This is a genomic window from Glycocaulis sp., assembly GCF_050485565.1.
GTDB lineage: Bacteria > Pseudomonadota > Alphaproteobacteria > Caulobacterales > Maricaulaceae > Glycocaulis.
Genome location: NZ_JBJHBQ010000009.1, coordinates 104847 through 127913 on the forward strand (window position 1 = coordinate 104847; position 23067 = coordinate 127913).

A 23067-nucleotide genomic window follows, 5' to 3' on the forward strand; every position below is an offset into this window, starting at 1 on the left:
GATCCCTAGAACGTCCGGCGCAGGCGGAATTGAAGGAAATCACGCGGATCGATGCGCTGTTCCTCGCGGAAGGCGAGGGCCTGTGTCGCCCTGTCTGCGTAAACCTCCCTGTCGACGCGGAAATCGTCCCAGACCGTCACGGCCAGATAGGCTGCCAACCCGTTGTCGAACGTGTACTCGGCAAACAGCGTGACGTAGTTGTGCAGCTCGAACCAGCGCTTCTGGTCCGGCTGGAAACTCGTTTCGCGGTAGTATGGCAGGTAGTTCACGCCCCAGCGCAAATTCCAGTCCGGCACGTCGTTTTCAAAGTTGATGCTACCGGTCAGCGGGCGCACGCGTGATATCTGACGGTCCGCACCCGTTGTGGGATCGGTCACGCGCGTATGATCGTACCGGACATCGAAGGTGACGCGCCCGCGCTCCAGCCCCACATCGCGCAAGGGAAGGCGAACATTGGCGGCAATGCGTGCCAGGCTGCCATCGCCGATATTGCCGATGGCCGTCAGCCCGTCATCTAGCGGAATGACATCGATCACGTCGGATATCGTGTCGTAGCGCAAGGTCAGTGTGGCGACCCCCTCGCCATTGAAACGCTGCTCAAATACCGCCTCGCTGACCCAGTTCTGTTGCGGGCGAATCTGCGAATTGCCACCGCGCACCTGATCGCTCGACAGCGAGCTGGAGGCAGCAAAATCACCGAAATTGAGCTGGCCGACCTCGCGTTCGAACCGCAGGCGTATCTGGCGGTTCTCAACCGGGTCGAAGGTCAGGGCAAGGCGCGGCTTTGGATAGAAGAAGCTGCGTTCGGCCGAGGCGTCTCCGCTCTGGCGGATGGTGGAGTGTTCCAGCCTCAAGCCAGCTTCAAGGCGCAGCCGTTCGGAGCGTCTCCAGCTGGCCTGACCGAACATTTCACCGCGGATTTCTTCCACTAGCGTGGACGCCAGCGGCAGGGCAACCGGCGCGCCATCGCTGAAGAAGCTCTGGTCGGTGTCCATGAAGTTGTAGGCCAGCTCACCGCCGCCTTCCCAGGTCAGGCTCTCGCTGCGCTCCCAGCGCAGCACGCCGCGCGCAATCGTCTCGCCGGAGGTGCGGTCCGCTTCGAACCGCTGGTCGAGGCCGGGGCCTTGCGCGCTGTTGGCAAACCCGCCCCAGCGGTAATTCTGGATCAGGCGGGTTTCCAGGTTCAGCGTCTCGCCCAGCGCGCGTTCATATCTCAGCCCCAGATCGGCCCGGCTGACATCATCGTCGAACGTGAATAGCCGCTCAGGCGATCCCGGCACGCTGAACGACAGCTCATCTTCAAATTCAAACCAGTTATAGCCGCCGGTGATTTCCAGCCGCCCCTGGCCAACCGGCCCGGACCAGTTGCCGCGCGTACTCCAGCCCCCGCCGTCGAAACGGTTGCGCTGACGCTCCTCGGAGATAATTGCGCCGGATGCGTCGCGCCGGGTTGATGTGCCCCAGCCGGTGGAATCGTTCATGGCGATTGTGCGCCCCACCTGAAAGCCCCACTGGGTGTCGTTGTTGCTGGAAGAGAACTCGTAGCGCGCAGACGGCATTGCAGGGCCGCCCTCGAAGGCGTGAAGCTGGGCCTGAACGGTATGTTGGCGTGACATCTCGCGGCTTAGAATGACGTTCACGACCACGCTCTGGCCTTGCATGTCGATGCCCGGCGCGCCGCCACGGATCAGCTCGATCCGCTCCACCCGGCTTGCCGGGGTGCGCGTCAGCACGGATGTGCCGGTATCGTCCTTGGAGGCCGGCCGCGCTCCGTTTATCAGCACATTGCCGCCGGCGCCCGCAAACCCGCGCACCGAGGCACCGTCACTGACCGAGAAGCCGGGAATGCGATTGACCATGTCCAGCGCATTGGACGGATTGGCCGCCGCGAAGAAGTCCGGTTCGTAGACGAGGATGTTTTCAGCCGCGCCGCTCTGGGCAGGCAGGCTTTCCTGCGCGAGCGCAGCGGGGGCGGTGATGGCGAGCGCGATGGCCGCCGAACAGAACAGGTGTTTCACAATATGGTCCCTCCCAAGACATGGGAGGGTGTGTGCGCTTCCTGCGCGTCATATAATAGTTACGATGCAGAAATGTGCCTCACATTTCAGTTATTTAATTGCTTTCCTGTAATGTTGCGCTGCAGCTATTCTGCCGAAAATGAGGTGTGCCGGGCTGCGCTTAACTCTACACAGGCTGTGCCGCCGGTTACGGTCAGCGTGATAATGCTGGCGTTCAGCAAATCCATGCCAGCGAAGAGGGCGGGGTGGTCCGTCATGCCCATCGCCTCGAAGACGGGCAGGGCGGCGATGGCGATTTCCACATTGCGCCGATCCAGGCCGCCAGCGCGCAAAAGCCGGGCGCGCATCATGCGGGCCGGGATCGCCTCGCCATCCGCTCCGATGATTGTGGCGCGTCCCGTGCGTCCTGCTACAGGCGATAGCTGGCGGGCGAGAGCAGGGTTGCCCACCGATCCGGTCAGGCCGGTATCGACCATAATCAGAATCGCGCGGCTGTTGATCTCGCCTTCGATGGCCGGGAGGGATGGCGCACCCGGTGTGCAGGGCCGGTCGGGGACCGGTTCCAGCCGGTTCGCGGCGAGATCAATGCGCCAACTTCGCCCGATCAGCGCATCCAGTCCCAGAAACCCGTCCAGTTGCCCGCCCGAATCCGGAGCGTCAGACAGGGCTACGGGCAAAAGCTCAGGCAGGTCCAGCCCGCCCAACTGCGCGCCAGTCAAGGTGTAGCGGTCCACACGGGACTGGCCGGTAAGGGCGGTGAGGGACGCACTGCCTGTGGATGCAGAGGCGAGGCCCAATCGCGTAATGGCCGCTTCGGTCAGGGCGCTGGTTTCCGCCCCGGTATCGAGCGCCAGCCGCAGAGTGCCGGACGGGGTGGAAAGCTCCACCACGGCGTGGCCGTCCGCGCTGCGGCTTAAGGAAACGGGATCGGCGAAGGCGGCCGGGCAGAGGGTCAGAACCGCTACGGCCAGAACCGCTACGGCCAGAGCCGCAGAGGCAGCTGTGAGGGGCTTAGCCTGCGCCGCCAACGGTGATCCCGGCGATTTTCAGGGTCGGCTGGCCAACGCCAACCGGTACGCCCTGGCCTGCCTTGCCGCACGTGCCGATGCCGGGGTCCATGGCAAAATCATTACCGATCATGGAGATGCGGGTGAGGGCGCTGGGGCCGTCGCCGATCAGGGTTGCGCCCTTGATCGGTTCGGCGATCTTGCCGCCGCGCACGCGGTAGGCCTCGGTGCAGCGGAAGACGAATTTGCCAGAGGTGATGTCCACCTGCCCGCCGCCGAAATTGGCGGCATAGATGCCGTCGTCCAGGCTTTCGAGGATCTCCTTCGGATCGTGCTCTCCACCGGTCATGATCGTGTTGGTCATGCGTGGCATGGGCGCGTGGGCATAGCTTTCGCGCCGTCCATTGCCCGTGGGTTCAACGCCCATCAGGCGGGCATTCATCCGGTCCTGCATGAAGCCGACCAGAATGCCGTCCTCGATCAGCGTCGTGCGGCCCGTCGGCGTGCCTTCATCATCAATGGTCAAAGAGCCGCGGCGATTGGGAATGGTGCCGTCATCAATGACGGTGACGCCCGGCGCGGCAACACGCTTGCCGACCCGGCCGGCGAACGCGCTGGTGCCCTTGCGGTTGAAATCGCCTTCCAGGCCGTGGCCCACCGCCTCGTGCAGCAAAATAGCTGGCCAGCCTGCGCCCAGCACCGCTTCCCATTCGCCTGCGGGGGCGTCCACTGCTTCGAGATTGACCTTGGCCACGCGCAGGGCCTCGTCGGCAAGACCCTGCCAGCTTTCAGGCGACAGCCATTGGGAGAATTCCGCGCGGCCACCGGCACCAGCGCTGCCGCTTTCGCGACGTCCATTGCGCTCCACGGTGACGGAGATGTTCAGCCGTACCAGCGGGCGTACATCATGGGCCATGTAGCCATCGGCGCGCACAATGCCGATGACACGGCGCGAGGCGGCGATGGAACAGCCCACCTGCACCACTTCCGGATCGCGCGCGCGCAGCCATGCGTCTATCTCGCCCAGAAGGGCGGCTTTTGCCTCGAAGCCCGGCTCGCCGATCACATCGACATCATCATAGAGCTTCACGTTGGTGCCGTGCGGGGGCGGCGCCATCACCGCGTTGCGGCCCTGCCGGGCGGCTGCGGCTGTTTCGCCGGCACGTTTGAGCGCGGCAAGGCTTACATCATTGGAGTGCGCAAAGCCGGTGGTCTCGCCAAACACGCCGCGCAGGCCAAAACCGCGCCCGGCATCAAAGCTCGCCGCTTTTAGCCGTCCATCATCGAAGGCCAGAGTCTCGTTGGCTTCTGTTTCAAGGAACAGCTCGCCATCGTCCGCTCCGGCAAGGCTGTCGCGCAATACGCGGCCAGCGTCTTCGGCATCGAAGGCAAATCCGTCAAACGGATCGGTGGAAGGCGTGCTGGCCATCGGGCTCTCCTGCTTGGGCGTCTAGCACCCAACATAGGGACGTGCGCCCGCCTTATCGACCCTGCTCTCGCAGGTCTTTTCCTGATGCTCAACACCTCGTCATCCCCGCGCAGGCGGGGATCCAGAGATCGAAGAGCGAAGTCCGTGCAAAATGGCATGGATCCCGGCTCAGAGGCCGGGACCCCGGTGGTTGCCATCGAGCCTTTCAACCGGGTTCCCGGGCTTGACCCGGGACCCATGTTTTCAGCTCTCGAAACATTCCATGGGTCCCCCGTCGGGGCGGGGGACCCCGGTGGAGGGGGCTTGCAGGATATCTGACAGGCCGCAAAGCGGCCTGAAAAGCACGATCCCCGATCAAGCCGGAGGACGCGTTGCGGAACTAAAAGAGGCATGGATCACCCGCATGAAGCGGGTGATGACAGATGGAGGCGGAAGAGGATGAAAGGTTTACGCCCTAAGGCTGATGCCTTGCAAAACGGCGCGGCTGGGCGGCCAGCAGCGCGTTCTCCGGTGCAAGGCGCGCTGCTTCGCGATAGGCGTCGTAGGCATCGTCATACTGGCCGAGGCGTTCCAGCGCGATGGCGCGGTTGAAATGGGCCAGATGCGATGGCTCCAGTCCCAGCTCCAGCGCGCGGCGGGCCGAAGCCTGCGCACCGTTGAAATCCCCGATGCGTATCTGCGCTGCCGAGAGCGTCAGATGAAGCTGCGGCAGATCGTCCAGCAGCGTGCGCGCGGCATTCAGGTCCGTCATGGCATTGCGGCCATCGCCGCGTGCCGCCGACAGGGCGGCGCGATTGAGATGCAGACGGGCGCGCTCCTCGTCACCGAGGCTCGAATCACGCAGCGCAAAGTCACATGCGCCAAGCGCGCGGGCAGCATCAGTGCCTGAAAGCGCTGCCGCCTCACATTCGGAAATGGCCGAACGCACCGCTGGTGCACGCTCCTGGGCAAAGGCTCCGGCGCTGCTGGTGACGGCAATTACAAGGCCGGCGAGGCAGGCGATCTGACGGCGCTTGTGCGCAATAAGGGCGTTCATGACGTCTCCGGCGCTTGAGATTTTCTTCGTGTAAGGCTAGCAGACAGCGCAAGCCCGCATCAAACCGAATGTCCGGGCGGAACTGAATTATGTGGGTGCCTTGCGACAAAAAGGCGCTCATGTCGCAATGACACCGGCGCAGGCCGGTTCTATATTCCGCTGCACGAAGCAGGGCCGCGCCCTGCAGGCTGCCAGAAAAAGTCTTGGGGGTTCCATGCGTTTGAAGCTCATAGCCGGAGCGGGTCTCGCCGCCGTACTGACCGGCGCGGCATCGGCCACGATTATCGGTGCGCCGGTAGATGGCGGGCTGGGTCTGCAGGAAGCCGTGACGCCGGTGATGGAGAATATCGTCTCCTTCCACAATCTGCTTTTGTGGATCATCTCGGCGATCTGTCTTCTGGTGCTCGGCCTGATCTTGTGGATCGCCGTACGCTACCGGGCCAAGACCAATCCCGAGCCCAAGAAATTCAGCCACAACACGCTGATCGAGATCATCTGGACGGCGGTGCCGGTGCTGATCCTCATCGTGATTGCGGTGCCTTCCTTCCGCCTGCTCTATTTCCAGGACGTGATCCCGGAGGCCGATTTCACCATCAAGGTGACCGGCAATCAGTGGAACTGGACCTATGAGTATCCCGACCATGGCGGGTTCGAGTTCATTTCCAACATGCTCGAAGACGATGAGCTCACCAACGAGAACTGGGAGCAGCTGCGCCTTCTGAGCACGGATGTGCCGATTGTCGTGCCGTCTGGCGCAACGGTGCGCGTGCAGGTGACGGCCTCTGACGTTATCCACTCCTGGGCCGTCCCGGCCTTCGGAGTGAAGATGGACGGCATTCCCGGCCGCCTGAACGAAACCTGGTTCCTCGTGCCGGAAGGCAATGAAGGCATCTATTTCGGGCAGTGCTCTGAAATCTGCGGCATCCGCCACGCCTTCATGCCCATCGAGGTGCATGTCGTGCCTGAGACCGTGTTTACCGCCTGGACCGAAGCGGCCAATGCCGATCCCTACACCGCGTCTGACGTCCTTGCTTCCTATTATGCCAGCCAGCGCGCCACCCGCGTCGCGGCGGCTCAGTAATCCCCGGAGAAGATCATCATGTCGGCTCAAGCTGCTGAACATCACGACGATCACACCCCCAGCATCTGGGACTGGAAGCGGTGGGTGTATTCGACCAACCACAAGGATATCGGCACCATGTACCTGGTGTTCGCGATTTTCGCGGGCGTCATTGGCGGTGCGATGTCCGGCCTTATCCGCTGGGAGCTGGCCGAGCCGGGTCTTCAGGTCTTCAATAACGGCTTCTGGGGTAATGAGCACAATTACAATGTGATTGTGGGCATGCACGGCCTCATCATGATCTTCTTCATGGTGATGCCGGCCATGATTGGCGGTTTTGGCAACTGGTTCGTGCCGCTGATGATCGGCGCGCCGGACATGGCCTTCCCGCGCCTGAACAATATCTCCTTCTGGCTCCTGCCCTTCGCCTTCGCGCTCATGCTCATCTCGATGTTCGTGCCGGGCGCTGGCGGGGATGACGGGTTTGGCGGCGGCTGGGTGATGTATCCACCCTTGTCTACCACCGGCCATGGCGGGCCAGCTTTCGATCTGGTGATATTGTCGCTGCACATTGCCGGTATCAGCTCGATCCTGGGCGCGACGAACTTCATCACGACCATTTTCAACATGCGCGCGCCGGGCATGACCCTGCACAAAATGCCGCTGTTCGTGTGGTCGATCCTGGTTACCGTGTTCCTGCTGCTGCTGGCCGTTCCGGTTCTGGCCGCTGCACTGACCATGCTCATCACCGACCGTAATTTCGGGACGACCTTCTTCGACCCGGCTGGCGGTGGCGACCCGGTCATGTTCCAGCACCTGTTCTGGTTCTTCGGTCACCCGGAAGTGTACATCCTGATCCTGCCGGGCTTCGGCATGATCTCCCACATCGTCGCCACCTTCTCGAAAAAGCCTGTGTTCGGTTATCTCGGCATGGCTTACGCCATGGTCGCGATCGGCTTTATCGGCTTCATCGTGTGGGCGCACCACATGTACACGGTGGGTATGGATGTGAACCTGAAAGCCTATTTCGTGGCCGCCACGATGATCATTGCGGTGCCGACCGGCATCAAGATCTTCTCCTGGCTGGCAACGATGTGGGGTGGTTCGATCAGTTTCCGCACGCCCATGCTCTGGGCGGTCGGCTTCATCTTCCTGTTCACCGTTGGCGGTGTGACGGGCGTGGTGCTGGCCAATGCGGGCGTGACCACCTCGCTGCACGACACCTATTATGTGGTGGCCCACTTCCACTACGTGCTGAGCCTGGGCGCCGTCTTCTCGATCTTCGCCGGCTTCTACTACTGGTATGAGAAGATTTTCGGGGTGAAGTACAATTCCTTCCTCGCCCGTACCCAGTTCTGGCTGTTCTTCATCGGCGCGAACGTGATCTTCTTCCCGCAGCACTTCCTGGGTCTTCAGGGCATGCCACGCCGCTATGTCGATTACCCGGACGCGTTCGCCTTCTGGAACTACGTGTCCTCAATCGGCTATCTCATCATGGCCGCTGGCATGGTCGTGTTCTTCGTGCTGCTGATCGAATCGATCGTCCGCCAGCGCAAGGGCGAGGCCAATCCGTGGGGCGAAGGCGCGACCACGCTGGAGTGGACGCTGTCCTCTCCGCCGCCCTTCCACCAGTTCAACGAGCTGCCGAAAATCAAGTAGGCAGGCGTTGAGCCAAAGAGGTCAGGCACATTACTGTGACTGAGAAATCGTCTGAAACCATCACGGGCGGGGCTGCAAGCGCAGCCTCGCCCGCTGACTATATCGCGCTGATGAAGCCGCGCGTGATGACGCTTGTCGTCTTCACCGGCTTTGCCGGGCTTGTGGCCGCGCCGGCGGAGATGAGCATCATATCGGCGGCGATTGCCATGCTGGCGCTGGCCTTGGGGGCAGGGGCGGCCGGTGCGTTCAACATGGCCTATGACAGCGATATTGACGCGGTGATGCGCCGTACGCGCCTGCGCCCGGTCGTGCGCGGCATCGTGCCAAAGTCCGAAGCCTATACGTTTGGCGGCGTGTTCACGCTGGCCTCGGTCACGCTGATGGCGCTGACGGCGAACTATGTGGCGGCCGGGCTGCTGGCCTTCTCGATCTTCTTCTATGCGCTGGTCTATACGGTCTGGCTGAAGCGCTCGACACCGCAGAATATCGTCATTGGCGGGGCGGCAGGCGCGTTTCCGCCGATGATCGGCTGGGCCGCGGCGACGGGCAGTGTCAGCCTTGATTCGGTGATCCTGTTTGCCATCATCTTTTTGTGGACGCCGCCCCATTCCTGGGCGCTGGCGCTCTACAAGTCTGGCGATTATGCGGCTGCGAAAATCCCGATGATGCCGGTGGCGAAGGGCGCAGCATCTACGCGCCGCCAGATACTGGCGTACGCGCTTGCCTATGTGGCGATCAGCCTTGCGCCCCTTGCCACGGGGCTTGGCGGGATGATCTATGCCGGTGCGGCGCTGCTGGGCGGCGCGCTGTTTCTGGTCCTGTCCTGGCGGGTGTTCAATTCGCGCGCCGGTGAAGCCGGTACAGACGAGGACGGGCTATATGAGGTGCGCGCCGGAGACCGCGCTGCACGCGATCTCTTCGCCTTCTCGATTGCCCATCTGGCGCTGCTGTTTGCCGCGCTGATCGCCGAGCACGGCGTTGGACTTCATTTCGCCTTCGCGCGGTTCTGGAGCTAGAGTGAGATGACTGACGAAACCCCTGAAGCGCCCCGCAAGCTGTCCCCGGAAGAGGAAAAGGCGCGCAAGCGTCGCAATGTCGCGATCTTCTGGAGCCTGATCGGGTTTATAGTACTGATCTTCCTTGTGACGCTGCAGCGTCTCAGCGCCAACATCGCCGCCGGAGGCTGACCAACCGATGAAACTGCCCGTACTGTCAGGAAACGTGAAAGTCCTCGTCATCTGCCTCGGCCTTGCGCTGGGGATGGTAGGCATGGGCTATGCGGCGGTGCCGCTTTACGACCTGTTCTGCCGGGTGACGGGCTATGGCGGGACCACGCAGACCGCGCAGTATGATCCCGACCAGATTCTCGACCGCACGGTGCGCGTGCGCTTTGATGCCAGCCGCGCGCGCGGATTTCCGTGGGAATTTGAACCGCTGCAGCGCGACATGACCGTGCAGGTGGGCGAGACGGCGCTGGCCTTCTACCGCGTCACCAACCCCACCGACCGGCCTGTGACCGGTATCGCCACCTACAATGTGACACCGTTCAAGATGGGGCCGTATTTTGCCAAGCTGGAATGCTTCTGCTTTACCGAGCAGACGCTGGGGCCGGGCGAGAGCATGGAGATGCCGGTGGTGTTCTTTATCGATCCGCTGATGGATGAAGAACGGCGCATGGATGACGTGCAGACGGTAACCCTGTCATACACATTCTTCGAGGCCAGCGATTCGCGGGCCCGTAACCTTGCCGAGCGCGCACCGGCCAATACCGGACGCTAGGTCAGGAGAGTTTGCCATGGCGGGCTGAAAACCAGCGCGCCACCTTATTGATCAGGGGGATGGGGGCGGCTATAGCTGCGTCTCAAATCGCCCGAACGAAGAGCAGGAGAGGCCGATGGCTGGCGGCGCTGTCAAACATGACTACCACCTCGTTGATCCGAGCCCGTGGCCGTTCGTCGGCTCTGTGGCCGCGTTCATCCTGGCTATTGGCCTTGTGATTTTCATGGCCGGGCTTTCCACCAATGAGGAAAGCTGGGCCTACTTCCTGCTGCGCGAAGGCTCCCCCTGGGTGCTCGTGCTGGGCAGCCTGGGCATCATCTACACGATGATCGGCTGGTGGGGCGACGTCATCAAGGAATCGATGCGCGGCGACCACACGCCTGTTGTCGATCTTGGCCTGCGCTACGGCATGATCCTGTTCATCGTCTCCGAGGTGATGTTCTTTGCCGGCTGGTTCTGGATGTTCTTCGAAGCCGCCATCTTCCACGATGTGCGCGCGGGCCTGTCCTGGGATGGTGACCCCATCGGTGTCGACTATTCTGGCTGGGAAAGCTGGCCGCCGCCGGGCGTTGAGACGTTCGACCCCTTCCACCTGCCATTGATCAACACGCTGATCCTGCTGCTGTCCGGCACGACGGTGACCTGGGCGCACCACGCCCTGCAGCACGGCGACCGCAATGGCGCCAAATGGGGTCTGGTGTGCACGGTGGCGCTGGGCGCGCTGTTCACGGTCGTTCAGGCTTATGAGTACACCCACGCCCATTTCGAGTTTGGCGGCAATCTCTACGGTGCCACCTTCTTCATGGCGACCGGCTTCCACGGCGCGCACGTCATCATCGGAACAATCTTCCTAGCGGTGTGCCTGCTCAGACTGCTGGCCGGACACTTCACACCACAGAAGCATTTCGGCCTGGAGGCGGCTGCCTGGTATTGGCACTTCGTCGACGTGGTCTGGCTGTTCCTGTTCGCCTTCGTCTACGTGATCTTCCAGTAGACGCGTTATGAACACTCCCCACCCCGTCATCGCAGGGATCAGCGGACGCTGCCCACGATGCGGGGAGGGGAGACTGTTTTCCGGCTTCCTGAAATTCGCTGATACGTGCGAGTCCTGCGGGCTGGACATATCGGCCGAAGATGCCGGTGACGGCCCGGCCGTTTTTATCATTCTGATCGTAGGCTTTATCGTCGTGCCTCTGGCGCTGGCGCTGGAGCTCGCCCTGGAGCCGCCGCTCTGGCTTCACGTCGTGCTCTGGCTGCCTCTGGCGCTGGGGCTTTGTGTCGCCTTGCTGCGCCCCTTCAGGGGCGTCATGTTCACGCTGCAATGGCACCATTCAGCGCGCGAGGCGCGTCTGGACCAGGACGATAGCTGACGCTGCCCCCGGAAGGACCGCTTCCCATGCACTTCCGCCCCATGCCACTCCTCACCGTGCTGACATTGGCAGCGCTCGCCTTCCTGCTGACGCTGGGCGTATGGCAGAGCCAGCGCATGGCATGGAAGGAGGCTGAGCTGGAACGCTGGCAGGAAGCCAGTGCCAATCCGGCGCGCGATCTTGACGAGGCGCTGTGCGTGGACGACCCGTTTGAGGGGCGCAGCGTCGGCTTCCTGCCGGAGGAACGCGCCGGCAATGTCCGTGTCTATGGCCGTTCGCTGGACGATAACCGGCCGGGCTGGCGCATCTTCGTGCTGGTCGATGCGCCGGCATGCCTTGATGCCCCGTTTGTACTGGCCGAAGCGGCGTTCCAGCCTCTGGTGGAGAACTCTGCGCCCATCAGGATGATATCGCGCTGGCGGATTGAAACGCCGCTCGCTCCGGGTGCGTTCACGCCCGATTCCGATGCAGGCGAGCGCACCTTCTACGCTTTTGACGGGCCGGGCATGGCTGGAGCGCTGGGCCTGCAGGAGGGCGCGATATCACCCCTGTGGTGGCTGGCAGAGGATACCGGTGAGCCGCCCGCCTTCCTCACCTCCACCCCGCCGGAGCGCCATTTTGCCTATGCGGTGACGTGGTTTGCCATGGCGATAGCGCTGCTGGTGGTTTATCTGGTGTTTCACGCTGCCAGAGGACGGCTGTCATTCACCGCGCGGAAAGAGTGAGTGTGCCAGTCTGACCGGCCCTTTGATCTGGAGGCTCTCCCTTGGCGCTGTGGCGTGACGAAATTCCTGAGACAACGCTGGCGGGTGAGGGCATCCGCCTGCGCCATCCCGGTCCTGATGACTATGAGGCGTGGGCGAAGCTGAGAAGCGCCAGCCGCGCCCTGACCGAGCCGTGGGAACCGGCCTGGAGCGAAGATGAGCTGACGCGCACCGCCTACAAGCGCCGTCTGCGCCGCTATCAGCAGGATGTCGAGGCGGGGCAGGGCTACCCCTTCTTCATTTTCCGCGCCTCTGACGGTGTTCTCGTCGGCGCGTGCAATCTCAACAATGTGCGCCGGGGCGTCCTGCAGGCAGCCGATATCGGCTACTGGGTCGGCTCGCCCTATGTGCGCCGGGGCCATGCCCGCGCGGCGGTGCGCCGTGTGGTGACATTCGCCTTTGCCCAGCTCAACCTGAACCGGATCGAGGCGGCAACGCGCCCAGAGAACGAGGCATCGCGCTCATTATTGATGAGCGTAGGCTTCAGCCCGGAGGGCTATGCCCGCAAATATCTCAAGATCAATGGCGAATGGCGCGACCATCTCAAATTCGCCATTGTGCGCGGGGATTTGCTGCGGTGAGCGCGGGCGGCGAGGGCATGCTGTCCAAGGCCGCCGAGGCAGCCGGTGCGCTCGCGATCCAGCTTGATCTTGCGTCCGGCAAGGCCAGTATTTCGGGTGCCGCCGAGGCGTTTGGCCTGACGTGCGACGGTGTTGGCGATTTTCTGGACTGTGTGGCCCCGTCTGACCGCAAAACTCTGGCCGGTCAGGCGGAGGGGCAGGTCGATCTGCGTCTGCGTCTGGCTCCGCCGGGTGAGGCAGTGCGCTATGTCCGTCTGCTGGGCGTGCGGCAGGGCGATGGCGTGACGGCGCTTCTCCTGCCTGCGGGCACCGGCCCCGGCACCACGCTGTCCACGCTTGATGCCGAAGCGGCACTCACTGCGGGGCTGGAGAGCAAGGAGATTATCGCCCACTTCCAGCCGATCATCGCTCTGGACGGCGAGTATCTGGCCGGGTTCGAGGCGCTGGCGCGCTGGCACCGGCCGGGGCTGGGCGTGATGGGTCCTGATGATTTTCTCTTCCTGGCCGACCGGCTGGGTCTGATGGGGCAGGTGGGCGATCAGGTGCGTGGCAGCGCCGCGGACAATCTGGCGCGCTGGTTTGCCGGTGCGCAGGCTGCGCCGGATGTTTACGTATCGGCCAATGCCAGCGTCGGCGAGCTGCTCTCGGACGGGTTTGTGGACACGCTCACGGGCGCGCTGGAACAGGCAAAAGTGCCGCGTGGGCGCTACCGGCTGGAGATCACCGAGACCGAGATCATGCGCGATCCCGACCAAGCCGCAGAGATTCTCCATGCGGTAAAGGCGTCCGGCGTGAAGCTGGTGCTGGATGATTTTGGCACCGGGTATTCCTCGCTCTCCCGGCTCGACCGGTTTCCCTTCGATGTCATCAAGATCGACCAGTATTTCGTGCGCTCCATGATTGCGGACGCCTCGGCGCGCGCGATCACCGCATCAGTGGTGAAGCTGGCGCGCAATCTGGGCATGACGATCATTGCCGAGGGCGTGGAAACAGCGGAGATGGCCGATCTGGTCGCCGAGATGGGCTGTGATTTTGCGCAAGGCTTTCACTATGCCGGCGCGCTGGACCCGCAGGCGGCAGGGCTGGCGGTCAGTCAGGGCGTAGCCGGCAGGTTTGCCGCTCCGCGCCCGATCAGGCGGTCAGGCGTGGCCTGACGCCCCGGTGAGATGCTCCGGGTTCACACCCATCTTGCGCAGCGCCATGGCCCATTTTTCCTCGTGGCTGTCGCCAAACACCAGATCCTCATCGGCTTCGGCGACCAGCCAGGCATTGGCCGAAATCTCGTCTTCCAGCTGCCCGGCCTCCCAGCCGGCATAGCCCAATGCCAGCGTGGAGCGGCGTGGCGGCGAGGGTGACGCCATGGCCTCAAGCACGTCATTGGTGGCCGTCAGGGCGAGGCCGTCGCTGATCTTCAGCGTGGCCGGTTCATGCTCGAAATCATCGGAATGCAGCACGAAGCCGCGATCACGGTCCACCGGCCCGCCATCGAGCACGGCCCGGTCTGCAACCTCGATCTCGCTCTTCACGCCCAGCTGCTCGAACAGGGTGGGCAGGCGCAGGCGCATCGGCTTGTTGACGATGATGCCCATGGCCTGATCGTCGCCATGGGCGCACATGAACACGACCGAGCGGTCAAAGCGGGGGTCCCCGATCAGCGGGCTGGCGATCAGGATCTTGCCCTTCAGATACGGGCCATCAAAGAGGGGGCGATGGGATGCCATGAACAAAGCATCAGGCCAAAACGGGGGTCTTGTCCAGACAATCCCGCCAGGAACCCGGTTCGCGGCCTTGCAGCAGGCGGCGCAGCGCACTAGCTAGCGCACAAGGCTTATTGCCCTCAATCAACCCTGCAGGAGCGCATCCTATGACCATCAAGCCCGGTGACCGCCTTCCCGACGCCACTTTCATGACCATGGGCGCCGATGGCCCCGCTCCTGTGACCACACAGGATCTCTGCCAGGGCAAGACCGTGGCCCTGTTTGCCGTGCCCGGCGCCTACACGCCCACCTGTTCGGCCAAGCACCTGCCGGGCTTTGTCGAAAAGGCCAGCCAGCTCAAGGCCAAGGGCGTTGATACGATCGCCTGCACCTCGGTCAACGATGTGTTCGTGATGAGCGCCTGGGGCAAGGACCAGAATGCCGGTGAAGGCGTTCTGATGCTGGCGGACGGCAATGGCGACTTTGCCAAGGCCGTCGGCCTGACCATGGACGGCTCCAAATTCGGCATGGGCACGCGTTCGCAGCGCTACGCCATGATTATCAAGGATGGCGTGGTGTCGGACCTGTTCGTGGAAGAGCCGGGCGACTTCAAGGTCTCCAGCGCGGATTACCTACTCGAAAAGCTTTAGAGCGTTCTTTCCCTCGTCCTTCGAGCGCCACCGCGTCCGAAAGGATGAGGGAAAAGCGCAACCTCCAGCCCTCATCCTGAGGAGGCTTCGTTAGAAGCCGTCTCGAAGGACGAGGGCTGTTGCCTACATCAGCCCCAATTGCTTGAAGCTGGCCACATGATCGCGTCCGACGACGAGGTGGTCATGCACCACGATTGATAGCGGCTTGCCGATCTCGATCACCTGCCGGGTCATCTCGATATCGGCGTGAGAGGGCGTCGGGTCGCCGCTGGGATGGTTGTGCACAAGGATGAGCGCGCTGGCATCAAGGGCTATGGCCCGCTTGATGATCTCGCGCGGATAGACCGGCGCATGGTCCACCGTGCCGCGCGCCTGAAATTCGTCGGCCAGCAGGCGATTTTTCTTGTCCAGAAACAGCACCCGGAACTCTTCGGTAGAGACGTTCTGCAGAGCCGTGCGCACATAATCGAGCAGGGCAGACCATGAGGATATGACGGCCCTGCCCGTCACCTGCTCGCGCGCGATGCGCGTCGCAACTTCCTGAAACAGGTTCAGCTCCAGCGCGACCTTTTCCGAGATTCCCTTGATCTCGGTCAGCTGGTCAGGGCGGGCCGCGCATACCCGCCCGATATCGCCAAACCGGGCGAGCAGGTCTTTGGCCAGCGGTTTGACATCGCGCTGCGGAATGGCCCGGAACAGGACAAGCTCAAGGATTTCATAGTCTGCCAGCCCCTTGCCGCCCGTTTCAGCGAAGCGTGCGCGCAGGCGGTCGCGATGACCGTGATAATGGGGCTTGTCCGCCTCCATCCGGGCTTATTTCCACGGCGGGCAGTGATAGCCGGCAGGCGAGCTTGTGAATATCTCCACGCCATCTGCCGTCACGCCCACGGAGTGCTCGAACTGGGCGGACAGGGATTTGTCGCGGGTCACGGCGGTCCAGCCATCGGCGAGGATTTTCACGTGCGGTTTGCCATCATTGAGCATTGGCTCGATGGTGAAGATCATGCCGGGCTTGAGAACCTCGCCCGTACCCCGGTCGCCGAAATGCAGCACGTTGGGCGCATCGTGGAAGAGCTGGCCGATACCGTGTCCGCAAAAATCGCGTACCACGCTGCAGCGCTGGCTCTCGGCATATTCCTGGATGGCCGCGCCGATATCGCCAAACGTATTGCCGGGCTTGACCTCGCCAATGCCGCGCATCAGCGCCTCATAGGTCACCTCGATCAGGCGCTCTGCCTTGCGGCGCACCTCGCCGACGGTGAACATGCGGCTGGTATCGCCATGCCAGCCATCGACGATGCAGGTCACGTCGATATTGAGGATATCACCGTCTTTGAGCGGTTTGTCGTTCGGAATGCCATGGCAGACCACATGGTTGAGCGAGGTGCACGAGGACTTTGAATACCCCTTGTAGAAAAGGGTGGCCGGCACCGCGCCATTGGCAATGAAATTGCGCCGCACGATGTCGTCGATCGCTTGCGTGGTCACGCCGGGTTTCACGAAGTCGACCAGCAGGTCGAGCGTTGCCGCTGCCAGCTGGCCAGCCTTCCGCATGCCCGCGAACGCTTCAGGGCCGTGCTGGCGGATTTGTCCGTCGCGGATCAGTTCCACATCGTCAATCATGTCTGTATCGGTCACGTACACTTCCCGGTTGTCTGTTCACCCCCTCATATAGCGCCGCCCGGAGCGTTGGGAAACGCTCCGGGCGGTAAAAGTCTGGCAATGGCTCTGAGAGCTACTCGCTGTAGAGCTCGGAGATGTGGAGCACGGCATCGCGTAGGGATGTGCTGGCCCAGGTCCCGACCCAGATATCGTACTGGCCCGACTGCGGGCGGTCCCAGCGAATGGACGGATTGGTGCCCTGCCCGCTGTCATCATCGCAATACCACCTGCCATCGGGCGCGTTGATGACCAGCGTGGTGTCCGAGCTGGACGCCACTGAAATGATGAGCGGCAGCGAGCCCGGTGTGAAATTCAGGCGGACATCGGGGGCGTCGGCGATATGGCCGGAGCAACGATTGTCCCTGCGGGCGTCGCCAGACCCTGTATCACTGATAGTGTCGCGTACACGGTTCGGTCCGCCCGACTGCAGATCAACCGTATAGGGGTCGGGTACGAAGCCGCCGCGCAGGTTCACCGTTTCGTAGCTTGGATTGAGGCGCCAGTCGGGTCCGGACGCGCTGCTGCCGCCACCGCTGCCATAGCCGACCGAGCTGGCGGTCACACTGCCGAGCTCGGAGATAAACAGCCGGGCATCGGCCAGCGAGGCGCTGCCGAACGTGCCAACCCAGATGTCATAGCGCCCGCTGGACGGGTTGTTGAACTGGACGAGCGGATTCAGGCCGTTGCCGCTATCGTCGTCGCAATACCAGCTGCCGTCCGGCCCGTTGATGACGAGGGTCGTATCAGAGCCGGAAGCGGCACCGATGCGAAGGGGAAGCGCGCCGCTGCCAGAGCTGAACTGCAGGGAGAAATCTGGCGCATCGGCGATATAACCACGGCAACGCCGGTCCCTGTCGGCATTGCCTGAGCCGGTGTCACTCAGAGTGTTGGCGCGGACAGGTCCGCCCGATTGCAGGTCGACCGTGTAGGGGTCCGGCATGAACCCGGCCCGTAGCGATGTATCGCCATAGCTTGGTGACAGCGTGAAGTCCTGTGCGGCGGCCATGCTGGTGGCAAGGCCGAGCGAAATGGCGGCGGCGAAGGCGTATTTCATATCCCAGTCTCCTGACTTGCTTATGTCAGGTCCCGCCCGATCAATCCCAGCGCGCCTGACCCCCAAAGGCTTCTGATAAGAGCAGAGCGAGTCTGCACGCAGGATGAACACGGCTCAATAAAAACCGGCCCTCTGATCCGAAATTCAGAGGGCCGGATAGAAATATAACAGTTATATCAATATGTTACTGCATGAAAAAGCTGTCATCGTTCCAGCGCGGTGTTTCGCTGGTATTGGCGACGGCGCTGATGATTTCGTAATTTATCAACGCAAACTTCGCGCCCTGATCGAAGCGCAAGGGCTGCGACAGGTCATCGCCCGGCGCGTGGTAGTTACCGCCCAGGAAGCGCAGGAAGGCCGCGCCCTCATCGTCTTCCGGATCAGGTGAGGAGAAGCCGGTCATCAGGAAGATGGACGGCACGCCTTCACGCACGAAATTATAGTGGTCGGAGCGCACGAAGAGCGATTGCTCGGGGATCGGATCGGGCGAGAGCGATACGCCCGCGCGCGCCACGGCCTGCGCCGTGACCGGGCCGAGCGTGGAGTGCTCGGCGCCAAACGCGATCACATCACTGAACTCGTAGAGCATGACCGGCATGTCCAGATTGATATTGGCCACCATCCGGCCCATGGCCGGTGTGGGGTTGGCGGCCACATGCGCCGACCCCAGCAGGCCCTTTTCCTCAGCCGTCAGGGCGATGAACACGACCGTGCGGGCCGGGCGCGGCCCCTGAACCAGTGCGCGTGCGGATTCCAGCATGGCGGCCGTGCCGGACGCATTGTCCAGCGCGCCGTTGCAGATGGCGTTTTCGGCCATTGGCTGGCAGATGCCGATATGGTCGAGATGGGCCGTGACCACGACAGTCTCTGCCGACAGCGCCGGGTCCGATCCCGGCAGCACGCCGATCACGTTCGCGCTGACGACCGGTTCGCGGGTGGTGGCTTGCGCCATTTCGATATGCGTGTTGAGCGCAAAGCTTTCCAGCTCTTCACCGGCAAGGGCGGCGTCCACAATCTGGCTGAAATCCCGGCCTGACCCTTCAAACAGACGCTCGGCGCTCGCCGTGCCCACCACCGCACTGACCTCGATGGAGGCCGGTGAGGCTGCGGCCGCAACCGTCATGGCAGGGCGCGGATTGGCGGCCATGGCGGCAAGCCGTGAGAAGGGGAAACGCGTCAGCCCGTCTGCCATGATGACAATGACGCCGCTGGCGCCGCGTGCTGCGGCAAACTCGGCCTTGGTGCGGTTGTTGGACAGGTGGGCGGCCACATCGCTGGGCAGATCACCGGGCGCGCCGGCGAGTAGCACGACGATGCGTCCTTCCACGTCCAGCCCGTCATAGCTATCCAGCCCCAGCCCCGGAGCCACGATGCCGTAGCCAGCGAACACCGCATCGGCGCCAATGCTGCTTTCATCGCGGACGGTGTGGGCGCTGATGATGAAGTCGGTCCCGTGTTCCAGCGCTTCACCATTGATGGCCAGGCGTGCCCGCGCGGGGTCGGCCATCATGTTCTGCAATGGCACCGGCTCGTGATAACTGCCGTCTGATGCACCCGGCTCCAGGCCCAGCAGGCGGAAATGGCTTTCGACGTAAGCGGCGGCAATGTCATAGCCACGCGTCCCGGTATCGCGCCCTTCCAGCAGGTCGTCGGCGAGGAAGCGGATATGCGCCTCGATTGCCCCTGCGGTGATGACATCGCCAGGTTCGGTGCTCGCTTGCGGCGCAGAGCCAGTCGTCGCGCAGGCGGACAGGAGAAGTGCGGCGCTTGCAGTTACAGCGATCAGAAAACGGCTCATCTCAAGAATCTCCCCTCAGATCACGCGCGTGGCGCGTTCTTCTCATGTGTGGGGTAAAGAGTTGGCTGGTCCGGCTCAATCGCCCCGCGCATAACCTTGCCGAAGTTTCATGTTTGCCGTGCGTGAATATGCATTAGAGCGGGGCAAAAGGAGGTTTGGTGATGAGTTCGGCCAATGACAGCATTGTCCGTCTGGCGCTGTCTGTCGGTCTTTCAATTGACCCGGATTCATTGCGTTTCAACGAGACGGGCCTTGATTTTCAGGTGGTCTTTGCGGCCGACGCCGAGGGACGCGCATGGGTATTGCGGATACCCCGGCGGCCCGATGCCGCGAGCAAGGCGCAGCTGGAGGCGCGTGCATTGCGCCTGTTTGCCCCTTTTCTGCCGGTGAAGGTTCCAGACTGGCAGGTGTTTGATGCGACGCTGATCGCATACCCGCTGCTGGACGGGGAGCCCGGACTGACTTTTGACCCGGAGACCCACGAGGTTACGTGGAATTTCGACCGCCAGTCACCGGCTTACGCAAAAACGCTGGGCGCGGCGATTGCTGCTCTGCACGCGGTCATCCCCTCTACGGCAGGCGAGGTGGGCTTGCCGGTCCATTCGCCCGACACGGCCCGGCAGAGGCTGCAACAGGACATCAAACGGGTTGCCGGGCAATTTGAGGTGCCAGCCGCCCGGCTTGCCCGCTGGCAGGCATGGATCAGCGATGACAGCTATTGGCCCCCGCGATGTGTGCCGGTTCACGGTGATCTCTATGCGGGCCATGTTCTGGTAAGGCCGGATGGTACGGCGACCGGGATTATCGACTGGACCGAAGCGCGCGTCGACGACCCGGCTCTCGATTTTGCCGGTCATATCCGGGCATTTGGAGAAGATGCGCTGCCTGAGCTGATGGCCGGTTATGAGGCCGCTGGAGGACGCTTGTGGCCCCGCTTTGTGGACCATTGCCGCCAGCTCAACGGATTTCACGCTGTGGAATATGCCAAATATGCGCTGACGACCGGCGACCCTGCGCATGTCGAGGCAGCGCAGGCGCAGTTGTCGTCGCCAGACTAGTCCTGGAGCACCCACAGGGATGAGCGCTCATGGGCGGCGCGCACCGCATCGGAGAGATCGGGGTCAGGCACATGATAGTGCCGGGCAAAATCGCGTGTCATGCGCGCCGGTTTGCCGGTGGAGAGCTGGAAGCATACCAGCCAGGTGCGTGCCCGGAATACCGTCTCGCCGGTGTCGCGATTGCGGAACTGGTACCAGCGCTCGGCGCGCAGGCGGCCATCACTAAGTGCGATCCATACCGCGCAGGTGAGCACGTCGCCGGCCCGGCAATGGCCTGAATAGTCTGCCAGAGTGCGTATGACGGCCATGCCGCGGTCTGCGTCGCGGCAACCCTGCCGGGTCAGGCCATCAGCCTCCCAGTGCGCCCAGGAGGTCTCGTCGGCCCAGCGCAGATAGGCCGAGTTGTTGGCGTGACCGAAATCATCAATCTCGGCCTCGTCCACGCGCCGGTTGCGCACGAAGGGGAAGGGCAGGTCCCAGCCGCTATCGGTAGGCGCTATCGGCATGCTAACTCCTGCTTTGTGCCAACGCGGCGTGTCAGCGCCGTGCTGTTGGCGATATGTCATGGCCCATGATGACGTCAACGCGCACCATGGCAAAAAGGATGAGCGCAAATGAGTGAACGACCCGTCAAGGCGGCCGTGCTGGTGATTGGCGATGAAGTCCTCTCCGGGCGCACGCAGGACGTGAATGTCCGCCAGATTGCCGAATTCCTCAGTCCGCTTGGCATCACGCTGGGCGAGGCGCGTGTGGTCAGCGATGTACAAGATGACATCGTGGAGGCGCTGAACGCGCTGCGGACCCGCTGGGACTATGTGTTCACGACTGGCGGTATCGGCCCGACGCATGATGATATCACCGCCGATGCGGTCGCTGCCGCTTTCGGGTGCCCGATCGATGTACGCGCCGATGCGCTGGAGATTCTCAACACCTGGTATGCGAACTCCGGCACTGAGCTGACGCCGGCCCGCCTGCGCATGGCGCGCATTCCCGATGGCGCAGAACTGATCGCCAACCCCGTTACCGGCGCGCCGGGCTTTCAGATCGAGAACGTATTCGTGCTGGCGGGTGTGCCGAAAATCTGCCGTGGCATGCTGGAGGACATCGCGCACCGGCTGCAGGGCGGGGCGGTCACACAATCGGTCAGTATCCGCCTGGAAGGCGTGCGCGAGGGCGATATCGCCGAAATGCTGGGGCAGGCGGCACTCAGCTTCCCTGCCGTTTCCATCGGTTCCTACCCGTGGTTTGAGGAGCTGGCAGGTGGTGGACTTTCGCGCGGTGTGGCCGTGGTGCTGCGTTCGTCAGACGCTGCGGCGCTAGCGCGGGCAGAGCAGACACTCAGATCACAGCTGCCTGCACAGCCCTGACCGGCACTCGCCGCTTGCTCCGTCTGGCGGGCATGCCTAACTTGACGTGCAACACATGACGCATTTCCGCGAGACAGGATATTTCCCGATGATGGCTGACGGCTTCCGCGCTCACCCGATCCGCAATGATGATGAGGACGGTCCTGAAAAGGACGCCGCCCCGGCGGGGGAGGACTTTGTCGGCAAGGCCCTCTTTGAAAGCCGCACCATCCTCATTACCGGCGGTATCAGCGACAAGGTGGCCCGCTCGGTCTGCGCGCAGCTTTTCGCGCTGGCGGCCAAGAGCGATGATCCGATCCTGGTGGTGATTTCCTCGCCCGGCGGGCATGTCGAGTCTGGCGACATGATCCATGACACGATGAAGTTCATCAAACCGCGTGTGATCGTGCTGGGGTCGGGCTGGGTGGCGTCTGCGGGCGCGCTGATCTTTGTCGGTGCCGAGAAGCAGGATCGCTACTGCCTGCCCAATACGCGCTTTCTGATCCACCAGCCGTCTGGCGGCGCAGGCGGTGCGGCCAGCGATATCGAGATCCAGGTGCGCGAGATGCGCATGATGCGCGACCGGCTGAACCGCATCTTCGCCGAAGCCACCGGCCAGACGCTGGAGCGCATAGAGAAGGATACCGACCGCGATTTCTGGCTGACGGCGAAAGACGCCATCGAGTACGGGCTGTGCCACAAAATCGTGACGCGTCAGGACGAGATCAAGCGCTAGGGCGTGTCAGGCGCACATTAGCGGGCGTGGCGGAACTGGTAGACGCACCGGACTTAAAATCCGTTGGAGGGCAACCTCCGTGCCGGTTCGATTCCGGCCGCCCGCACCATTTTTCCTGTTCTCCCCTGCATCCGCAGGGTCGGTTCCGGCCACGAGGCCGGGCGCGCGGTCGCGCTTTTGGGCGCTGCGCGCCAAGAGGCCGAAGGCCGCCCGCGACTTTTCGCGGAATACCGCAACGCGGATGCGTTGCGGAGCTAGAAACCACGCGCGGTCGCCCTTTTCGGCGCTTCGCGCCGCAAGCCCGAACGGGCTGAGCATCAAGAAAAGCTGGGTCTCCCGTCGATGCGGGAGATCCCGGTTGTC

The 23067-nt window shown here is 63.0% G+C and carries 24 protein-coding genes and 1 tRNA gene; 15 read left to right on the forward strand and 10 right to left on the reverse strand.

What is annotated here, in order from left to right; genetic code table 11:
• Nucleotides 1-5: 5 nt before the first annotated feature.
• From ACQ5ID_RS11350 to ACQ5ID_RS11365, 4 genes are all read right to left on the reverse strand, one after another.
• On the reverse strand, nt 6-2018 hold the full coding sequence (locus ACQ5ID_RS11350; protein WP_429912556.1) for a TonB-dependent receptor plug domain-containing protein: 2013 nt from the start codon (nt 2016-2018) through the stop codon (nt 6-8).
• Between the two features lie 125 nt (nt 2019-2143).
• Nucleotides 2144-3046 carry a retropepsin-like aspartic protease gene (locus ACQ5ID_RS11355; RefSeq protein WP_429912557.1) on the reverse strand — a complete coding sequence of 301 codons (903 nt, stop codon included), beginning with the start codon at nt 3044-3046 and terminating at the stop codon, nt 2144-2146.
• Nucleotides 3030-4454 (reverse strand): metalloprotease TldD, encoded by a 1425-nt coding sequence (gene tldD, locus ACQ5ID_RS11360; RefSeq protein ID WP_429912558.1) that lies wholly within the window; start codon nt 4452-4454, stop codon nt 3030-3032. Before tldD ends, ACQ5ID_RS11355 begins: the two co-directional genes overlap by 17 nt.
• Nucleotides 4455-4908: 454 nt before the next feature.
• On the reverse strand, nt 4909-5490 hold the full coding sequence (locus ACQ5ID_RS11365) for a tetratricopeptide repeat protein (protein ID WP_429912559.1): 582 nt from the start codon (nt 5488-5490) through the stop codon (nt 4909-4911).
• Nucleotides 5491-5704: 214 nt separating this feature from the next.
• Between ACQ5ID_RS11365 and coxB the strand changes: the two genes are divergently transcribed.
• The 10 genes from coxB to ACQ5ID_RS11415 all read left to right on the forward strand — a co-directional run bounded on the left by coxB (nt 5705) and on the right by ACQ5ID_RS11415 (nt 13857).
• Nucleotides 5705-6571, forward strand: coding sequence for a cytochrome c oxidase subunit II (coxB, locus tag ACQ5ID_RS11370; RefSeq protein WP_429912560.1), 867 nt, complete (start codon nt 5705-5707; stop codon nt 6569-6571).
• A gap of 18 nt (nt 6572-6589) precedes the next feature.
• Nucleotides 6590-8209: a cytochrome c oxidase subunit I gene (gene ctaD / locus ACQ5ID_RS11375; RefSeq protein ID WP_429912561.1), complete on the forward strand. Its 1620-nt coding sequence runs from the start codon at nt 6590-6592 to the stop codon at nt 8207-8209.
• Nucleotides 8210-8238: 29 nt separating this feature from the next.
• Nucleotides 8239-9225, forward strand: coding sequence for a heme o synthase (locus ACQ5ID_RS11380; RefSeq protein WP_429912587.1), 987 nt, complete (start codon nt 8239-8241; stop codon nt 9223-9225).
• A gap of 6 nt (nt 9226-9231) precedes the next feature.
• Nucleotides 9232-9396 carry a hypothetical protein gene (locus tag ACQ5ID_RS11385; RefSeq protein WP_429912562.1) on the forward strand — a complete coding sequence of 55 codons (165 nt, stop codon included), beginning with the start codon at nt 9232-9234 and terminating at the stop codon, nt 9394-9396.
• A gap of 7 nt (nt 9397-9403) precedes the next feature.
• Nucleotides 9404-9988, forward strand: coding sequence for a cytochrome c oxidase assembly protein (locus tag ACQ5ID_RS11390; RefSeq protein ID WP_429912563.1), 585 nt, complete (start codon nt 9404-9406; stop codon nt 9986-9988).
• 115 nt (nt 9989-10103) lie between these two features.
• Nucleotides 10104-10982 carry a cytochrome c oxidase subunit 3 gene (locus tag ACQ5ID_RS11395; protein ID WP_429912564.1) on the forward strand — a complete coding sequence of 293 codons (879 nt, stop codon included), beginning with the start codon at nt 10104-10106 and terminating at the stop codon, nt 10980-10982.
• Nucleotides 10983-10989: 7 nt separating this feature from the next.
• Entirely contained in the window at nt 10990-11358 is a 369-nt protein-coding gene (locus tag ACQ5ID_RS11400) for a DUF983 domain-containing protein (protein ID WP_429912565.1), read from the forward strand.
• 26 nt (nt 11359-11384) lie between these two features.
• The gene (locus ACQ5ID_RS11405; protein ID WP_429912566.1) at nt 11385-12083 is read left to right on the forward strand and encodes an SURF1 family protein; all 699 of its coding nucleotides are present in this window, start codon (nt 11385-11387) and stop codon (nt 12081-12083) included.
• Between the two features lie 41 nt (nt 12084-12124).
• Complete coding sequence (locus tag ACQ5ID_RS11410) at nt 12125-12703, forward strand: GNAT family N-acetyltransferase (protein WP_371393970.1); 579 nt, start codon at nt 12125-12127, stop codon at nt 12701-12703.
• Complete coding sequence (locus tag ACQ5ID_RS11415; protein WP_429912567.1) at nt 12700-13857, forward strand: EAL domain-containing protein; 1158 nt, start codon at nt 12700-12702, stop codon at nt 13855-13857. The genes ACQ5ID_RS11410 and ACQ5ID_RS11415 overlap by 4 nt, the downstream gene beginning before the upstream one ends.
• Here ACQ5ID_RS11415 and ACQ5ID_RS11420 read toward each other — a convergent pair.
• On the reverse strand, nt 13843-14424 hold the full coding sequence (locus ACQ5ID_RS11420) for a YqgE/AlgH family protein (RefSeq protein ID WP_429912568.1): 582 nt from the start codon (nt 14422-14424) through the stop codon (nt 13843-13845). The genes ACQ5ID_RS11415 and ACQ5ID_RS11420 overlap by 15 nt on opposite strands.
• Before the next feature lie 143 nt (nt 14425-14567).
• On the opposite strand from ACQ5ID_RS11420, the gene ACQ5ID_RS11425 reads away from it, so the two are divergent.
• On the forward strand, nt 14568-15050 hold the full coding sequence (locus ACQ5ID_RS11425) for a peroxiredoxin (RefSeq protein WP_429912569.1): 483 nt from the start codon (nt 14568-14570) through the stop codon (nt 15048-15050).
• A 123-nt stretch (nt 15051-15173) separates the two neighbouring features.
• On the opposite strand, the gene radC is transcribed toward ACQ5ID_RS11425, so the two are convergent.
• The 4 genes from radC to ACQ5ID_RS11445 form a co-directional block, all read right to left on the reverse strand.
• A complete protein-coding gene (gene radC / locus ACQ5ID_RS11430; RefSeq protein ID WP_429912570.1) occupies nt 15174-15857 on the reverse strand; it encodes a RadC family protein in 684 nt (227 codons plus the stop codon).
• A gap of 6 nt (nt 15858-15863) precedes the next feature.
• Nucleotides 15864-16673 carry a type I methionyl aminopeptidase gene (gene map / locus ACQ5ID_RS11435; protein WP_429912588.1) on the reverse strand — a complete coding sequence of 270 codons (810 nt, stop codon included), beginning with the start codon at nt 16671-16673 and terminating at the stop codon, nt 15864-15866.
• A gap of 112 nt (nt 16674-16785) precedes the next feature.
• Nucleotides 16786-17766, reverse strand: coding sequence for a hypothetical protein (locus ACQ5ID_RS11440; protein WP_429912571.1), 981 nt, complete (start codon nt 17764-17766; stop codon nt 16786-16788).
• A 184-nt stretch (nt 17767-17950) separates the two neighbouring features.
• Nucleotides 17951-19564: a M28 family metallopeptidase gene (locus ACQ5ID_RS11445; RefSeq protein WP_429912572.1), complete on the reverse strand. Its 1614-nt coding sequence runs from the start codon at nt 19562-19564 to the stop codon at nt 17951-17953.
• 161 nt (nt 19565-19725) lie between these two features.
• Between ACQ5ID_RS11445 and ACQ5ID_RS11450 the strand changes: the two genes are divergently transcribed.
• Entirely contained in the window at nt 19726-20622 is an 897-nt protein-coding gene (locus ACQ5ID_RS11450; protein WP_429912573.1) for a macrolide 2'-phosphotransferase, read from the forward strand.
• Here the strand turns inward: ACQ5ID_RS11450 and ACQ5ID_RS11455 are convergent.
• The gene (locus ACQ5ID_RS11455) at nt 20619-21128 is read right to left on the reverse strand and encodes an acyl-CoA thioesterase (RefSeq protein ID WP_429912574.1); all 510 of its coding nucleotides are present in this window, start codon (nt 21126-21128) and stop codon (nt 20619-20621) included. The genes ACQ5ID_RS11450 and ACQ5ID_RS11455 overlap by 4 nt on opposite strands.
• Nucleotides 21129-21236: 108 nt before the next feature.
• Here ACQ5ID_RS11455 and ACQ5ID_RS11460 point away from each other — a divergent pair, with 108 nt between their 5' ends.
• From ACQ5ID_RS11460 to ACQ5ID_RS11470, 3 genes are all read left to right on the forward strand, one after another.
• Complete coding sequence (locus ACQ5ID_RS11460; RefSeq protein WP_429912575.1) at nt 21237-21989, forward strand: competence/damage-inducible protein A; 753 nt, start codon at nt 21237-21239, stop codon at nt 21987-21989.
• A 91-nt stretch (nt 21990-22080) separates the two neighbouring features.
• Entirely contained in the window at nt 22081-22704 is a 624-nt protein-coding gene (locus ACQ5ID_RS11465) for an ATP-dependent Clp protease proteolytic subunit (RefSeq protein ID WP_429912589.1), read from the forward strand.
• Between the two features lie 20 nt (nt 22705-22724).
• Nucleotides 22725-22813, forward strand: a tRNA-Leu gene (locus ACQ5ID_RS11470).
• The last annotated feature ends 254 nt before the right edge of the window (nt 22814-23067 follow it).